Source organism: Dietzia timorensis (assembly GCF_020742175.1).
In the GTDB taxonomy this organism is placed as follows: domain Bacteria; phylum Actinomycetota; class Actinomycetes; order Mycobacteriales; family Mycobacteriaceae; genus Dietzia; species Dietzia timorensis_A.
On record NZ_DYXM01000071.1, the window covers coordinates 1 to 6,153 of the forward strand.

The 6,153-nt window shown below is 66.0% G+C and carries 5 protein-coding genes; all 5 read right to left on the reverse strand.

The annotated features are described in order from the left end of the window. On the reverse strand, positions 1-698 hold a 698-nt coding region (locus tag K8V11_RS03845), incomplete at its 3' end, for an amino acid ABC transporter ATP-binding protein (protein WP_303911080.1). Continuing rightward, positions 695-1,684, reverse strand: a complete 990-nt coding sequence (locus K8V11_RS03850; protein ID WP_303911081.1) for an amino acid ABC transporter permease — start codon at positions 1,682-1,684, stop codon at positions 695-697. The genes K8V11_RS03845 and K8V11_RS03850, both read right to left, overlap by 4 nt. A gap of 58 nt (positions 1,685-1,742) precedes the next feature. Beyond that, positions 1,743-2,651, reverse strand: a complete 909-nt coding sequence (locus K8V11_RS03855; RefSeq protein WP_303911082.1) for an ABC transporter substrate-binding protein — start codon at positions 2,649-2,651, stop codon at positions 1,743-1,745. A gap of 169 nt (positions 2,652-2,820) precedes the next feature. Next, a complete protein-coding gene (locus K8V11_RS03860) occupies positions 2,821-3,693 on the reverse strand; it encodes an alpha/beta hydrolase fold domain-containing protein (RefSeq protein ID WP_303911083.1) in 873 nt (290 codons plus the stop codon). Between the two features lie 26 nt (positions 3,694-3,719). Continuing rightward, the coding region (gene polA, locus K8V11_RS03865; RefSeq protein WP_303911085.1) for a DNA polymerase I at positions 3,720-6,153 on the reverse strand (2,434 nt) is incomplete at its 5' end.

The window sequence follows — 6,153 nt, forward strand, 5'->3', positions numbered from 1 at the left end:
ACGCGACCGCCGTCCATGAAGGCGACCTTGTCGGCGACTTCCCGCGCGAAGCCCATCTCGTGGGTCACCACGCACATGGTCATGCCGTCGTTCGCGAGGTCGCGCATCACCTGCAGCACCTCACCGACGAGCTCGGGGTCGAGCGCGGACGTGGGCTCGTCGAACAGCATGAGCTTCGGGTCCATCGCGAGCGCACGGGCGATGGCGACGCGCTGCTGCTGCCCGCCGGACAGCTGCGCGGGGTACGCCTCGGCCTTCGCAGAAAGCCCGACGGTCTCGAGTAACTCGGCGGCGCGGGCGCGCGCGGCGCCGGCCGGTTGCTTCTTCACTTGCACGGGCGCCTCGAAGATGTTTTCGATCGCCGTGCGGTGCGGGAACAGATTGAAGTGCTGGAACACCATTCCCACGTCAGCGCGCTGGCGGGCGGCCTCCTTGGGGCTGAGCTCGTAGAGCCGCTCGCCCTTCTGCCGGTAGCCGATCAGGTCTCCGTCGACGTACAAACGCCCGGCGTTGACCTTTTCCAGGTGGTTGATGCAGCGCAGGAATGTGGACTTACCGGAACCTGACGGACCGATCAGGCACAGCACCTCCCCCTTCTCCACCTCCAACGAGATTCCCTTGAGCACGCGAAGGGAGCCGAAGTTCTTGTGGATTTCCTCGGCGCGGATCATCGGCTCGGTTCTTGCGGTGTCGCTCATCGCGCGCCTCCCTGCGGCTCGTCGGTGATCTCGATGTTTCGCGGGGGCACGCCTTCGGCGTCGGCCAGCGCGCGCAGCTGCTTCGCCGTCAGCTTTCGCGTTGCTCCCCTGGAGTAGTAGCGCTCGAGGTAATACTGGCCGACCATGAGGATCGACGTGACCGCCAGATACCAGGTTGCGGCGACGATGAGCAGCGGGATCGGCTGGTAGTTCGCAGCGGAGATGTCGCGGGCGCGACCGGTGAGCTCGAGAGTGAACGGGATCGCGGTGACCAGCGAGGTGGTCTTGAGCATCGAGATCACCTCGTTTCCGGTCGGCGGGATGATCACGCGCATCGCCTGCGGAAGCACGGTGCGGATCGTGGTCTGGCGCCACGACATGCCTAGCGCCGTGGACGCCTCGCGCTGCCCCTCCGGAACCGAATCGATGCCTGCGCGGACGATCTCTGCCATGTACGCCGATTCGTTGAGCGCGAGACCGATGATCGCGAGGACCAGCGCGTTCGTCCAGTTCTGCGTGACGAACTCGAAGAACGTCGGCCCCCACGGGATCCCCAGGTGGATGACGGGATAGATCGAGCCGACCATGCCCCACAGGAACAGCTGGAGGTAGACCGGCGTGCCGCGGAAGATCCACAGGTAGACCCAGGCGACGTACCGCATCACCGGGTTATCGGACATCCGCATCACCGCGAACGTCACGCCGAGGACGATCGCGATCGCCATGGACGTGACCGTCAGAAGGAGCGTGTAGCCCGCAGCGAGCACAATGCGCTTGTCGAACAGGTACCGGGCGTAGGTGTCCCAGCGGTACGCGTCGTTCGTCACCGCGCCCCAGACGAAGAGCCCGGCGAGCACGAGAATCACCATCGCTGCGGTCCAGCGCCAGGGGTGGCGTAGCGGCACGGCGCGGATCAGCTCCGGCTCCGAGCGCGCCTCGCTCGGCGCGGCGGGCGGTGTGGTCTGTTCGCCCCGGTTGTCAGTCACTGCCTTGGGACCCTTTCGTTTTATTTATGACGGCGGACGTGCTGTGCTCGCTCGGGCGCTACCCCAGCGACGGTTCTTCGGTGAGCAGGCCTTCCTGCACGCCCCAACGTTCCGCTATCTTGTCGAGCACTCCGGAGTCGGCCAGGTGTCGCAGCGCGGCTACGACGGCCTCGCCGAGCGGGCTGTCCTTGGCCATCGCAATGCCGTATGGCTCGGCGTCGACGAGTTCCCCGACGAGCTCTACCTGCCCCTCGGCCTTTTCCACGACGAACGCGGAAACAGGCGAATCTGCGCTCATGGCGTCCACCTGGCCCAGTGCGACCGCGCTGCCGACCTGGTCCTGTTCGTCGTACTGGACCTTCTCGATCGCGGGCTTGCCCTCGGCTTCGCACTTCTTACTTCGCGCGGGGATGTCGTCGGTGTCCTGCACGGTTGTGCGCTGCACGGCGACCCGCAGCCCGCAGGCATTATCGGGATCGACGTCGCGATCGACGCGCGCCGCCCACTGCGTACCGCCCATGAAATAGCGGGCCATGTCGACGACCTCTTCGCGCTCGGCGGTCACTGTCATCGAGGAGATGCCCGCGTCGAACGTCCCGGTTTCAATAGAGGGAATGATCTTCTCGAAGTCGGCCTCGCGGATATCGGCGCGTAGACCCATCGTCTCGGCGACGACTTCGATGATCTCGATGTCAAAGCCGATGATCTCGCCGGCATCGTTCTTGAATTCGTTCGGCGCATACGGAGTGTTGGTACCGACGACGAGCGCACCGGTGTTCGCGATCTCTGCCGGGACCATCGCGGCGATCTCCGGCACCGCTTCCACGCTCAGCGGCGGTTGCTCCGGGATCCCGACCTCCTCGGAGTTGGTACACCCTGCCGCTCCCAGCGCGACCGCCGTCAGCGCGGCGATTCCCGCGCGCAGTGTGCGCCGCCGCCTTCGCGGGCAGGAGGGGGATGTGCTCATGGGGTTCGGGCAACCTTTCGCCGGGCGTACGCGAAGCGCGCGATGAACCACTTGCCACTTTCGGGCACGGCGGTTCCCGCGCGCTCTATTCGATGTCTGGAAGATTAAGTCAAACTAAACCCGGTTTCAAAGTGGTAATCGTCGGTTTTCGCGAGAATCGCACCCGGCGCTACTCGCCGTCTCCGCGAATGCCCTGTGCAGCGAGCCGCAGCGCCGCGCGCGCCTCGGGGGTCCACCACCCGGCTACGTAGACGTGAAACCCCTCGGCCGCCTCGGCAAGGTGCACGCGGCCTCCGGCGTCACGCACCTTTCCCACCAGCCATATGACGTCGGGCGCAAGCACATCCCTGCCGCCCTGCACCACGGTCATCGGGGGAAGATCGACGAGGTCCCCATTGCTCGGACTGATGAGCGGATCCGCAGGGTCCCGGTCCCCCGCCCACCAACGGCCGGCGGCGGCGAGAAGGTCGCAGTTGAGCGAGACGTCCCGTTCTTCCACGTCGCGAGCCGCGGGGTTGGTCATCGTCACGTCGACCCACGGGGAAAACAATACGAGGTGGTCGGCGTTCTTACCCGCCTTGTCGCGACAGCGCTGCGCCTCGGCCAGCGCGATGCCGCCGCCCGCCGAATCCCCGGCGAAGACCACGCGGCGCGTGCCGGCCGCGAGGAGCACATCGTCGGTAACGGCGTCGAGGGACGGGTACGCCGCGTCGGCGGTGTGCTCGGGAGCGAGTAGGTAGCTGGGCACGTGGACGGTCGCGCCCGTCGCGGCGACGAGGGACCTGACGACCCACCAGTGCGGGGCGATCATCCCCGCGTTGTACGCGCCTCCATGGAAGTAGAGGATGTCGATGTCGGCAGCGCCGCGCTTCGGGGTGAGCGTGTACACGTCGATCCCCGCCACCGAGTAGGTATCCACCGTGCACCGGCGGCGCAGAGACCACGGTACGGGCGCATCGTCTTTGACATGCGAGTTATCGGCGGGGCCGTACTTGTTCGAGTGGGACAGGAGGGTGTTGGTCAGCGCCATCGCCACGGACATGGGCCCAGCCTAGGCGCGTACGGCCGCTAGTGCGCTGCAGCGTCCCAGTTGTCCCCGACTCCCACGGAGACCTCGAGCGGCACCGAGAGATCGATGGCCTCGTCCATCTCTGTGACAACGATGTCGCGGACCGTGTCGAGCTCGCCTGCGACAACCTCGACCACAAGCTCGTCGTGCACCTGTAGCAGCATGCGGCTTTCCAGCCTGTCCTCGTGCAGGCGCCGGTCAACGCGGAGCATCGCTTCCTTGATGATGTCGGCGGCGGTGCCCTGGATCGGCGCGTTGAGGGCGGCCCGCTCGGCGTTCTCGCGCTGCATCCGGTTGTTGGCGTTGAGTTCGGGCAGATAGCGGCGGCGACCGAACATCGTCTCCGTGTAGCCGACCTTGCGGGCCTCCTCGACAATCTCCCCGAGGAAATCGCGAACCCCGCCGAAGCGGGCGAAATACGCCTCCATCTGCTCCTTGGCCTCGCCCTGCGAGATGCCCAGCTGCGCGGCGAGCCCGTAGGCCGACAGACCATAGGCGAGGCCGTAGGACATCGCCTTCGTGCGGCGGCGCAGCTCGGGAGTGACTTCGTCGAGCTCGACCCCGAAGGCGCGCGAGCCGACGAACGAGTGCAGATCTTCGCCGGAACGGAACGCCTCGATGAGCCCGTCGTCCCCCGACAGGTGCGCCATCACGCGCATTTCGATCTGGCTGTAGTCCGCCGTCAACAGGCATTCGTATCCAGAGCCCACGCGGAAGGCAGACCGGATCTTCCGGCCGGTCTCGTTGCGTACGGGGATGTTCTGCAGGTTCGGCTCGATGGACGACAGGCGTCCGGTCGCGGCGATCGTCTGGCGAAATGTGGTGTGGATGCGCCCGTCGTCGGCGATCGACTTGATGAGGCCCTCGACGGTCTGCTTCATCTTCGTCGCATCGCGGTATTCGAGCAGCGAACCGAGGAACGGGTGCGGCGTGGTCGCCTGGAGCTCTTCTAGCGCCTTGGCGTCGGTGGTGTACCCGGTTTTCGTGCGCTTGGTTTTGGGCAGGCCGAGGTCTTCGAACAAGACCTTTTGCAGCTGCTTCGGCGAGCCGAGGTTCACCGAGGAATCGCCGATCGATTCCCACGCCATGTTCTGCGCGGCGCTCGCGCGATCTACGAACTCGTCCTGCAGCGTCTCGAGCGCCTTGCGGTCGACGTCGATGCCCGCGCGCTCGGAATCGAACAGGACCCGGGCGAGAGGCAGCTCCATGTCGTTGAACAGCTTCGCGCCGTGCACGGTCTCCAATTCGACCTCGAGACGCTCCGCGAGTTCGAGCAGGGCGAACGCGCTCTCGGCGTTGTACTGGCCCATCTCTCGATCGGAATCGGAGTCGTCCAATAGGGACAGCTGCGATTCGGGCTCACCGCCCGGATGTAGCTCGCGCTGGAGATGGCGCAGCATCAGGTCGGCCAGCGCGTAGGTGCGCTGGCCCGGACGGACGAGATACGCCGCCAACGAGGCGTCGAACGCGACGCCTTCGATGTCCCAGTCCCGGGAGGCGGCCTGATGCCGCGCAGCCTTCGAATCGTGGAAGAGCTTGACGATGCTGGTGTCGGCGAGCCACGCGCCGATCGCATCCTCGTCCTCGGGCGCGGCGGAGGCGAGATCGAGGTACCCGGCGGTGCCGTCCGGCGCAGCAAGCGCAATGGAGGTCAGGTCCGGCTCGGCGGGCGAGGAATTGCCGACAAAATGCACGCCGATCCGCTCGGCGCCGGCAATCGACGTCAACCATTCGGACATCCCGCCCGTGGAAATCATCGTCAGGTCCAGTTCGACCTGACCGGCCTCGTCGAGCTGTTCGGCCGTGTCGCCGATGGTGCCGAAGGCTGCGAAGATGCGGTCGCGGAAGTCCTTGCCGAACTGCAGGGCGTCGAGCTCCTTGGTCACAGCCACGGCGTCGACTTCGTGCCTACGGAGATCGTCGACGCCCACGTCGATCTCGACGTCGCGTTCGAGTTCGGTGAGTTTGCGGTTCATCTGTACCTGCGGGATCGCCTCACGCAGGTATTCACCTCGCTTGCCCCCGAAATCGTCGGCGTGGGCGATGATCTCGTCGAGGCTGCCGTACTTCTGCAGCCAGTCCGCCGCGGTCTTCTCTCCGACCTTGTGGACGCCGGGAAGGTTGTCGGAATTATCGCCTCGGATCGCGGCGAGATCCGGGTAGGTCTCCGGGCGGACGCCGTACTTCGCCTCGACCTCGTCCGGGGTATACCGGATAGGCGTTCCGGTGCCCTGCTTCGGGTAGAGCACCGTCACCTCATCGGTGACGAGCTGGAGCGCGTCGCGGTCGCCGGTGCAGATGTAGGTGTGGAAACCTTTGCCCTTGGCCTCCTCGGACAGCGTGGCGATGATGTCGTCGGCCTCGTAGCCCTCACGGCTCGCCATGACAATCCCGCATGCGGAAAGCACCTGCTGGATGAGCTCCACCTGCCCA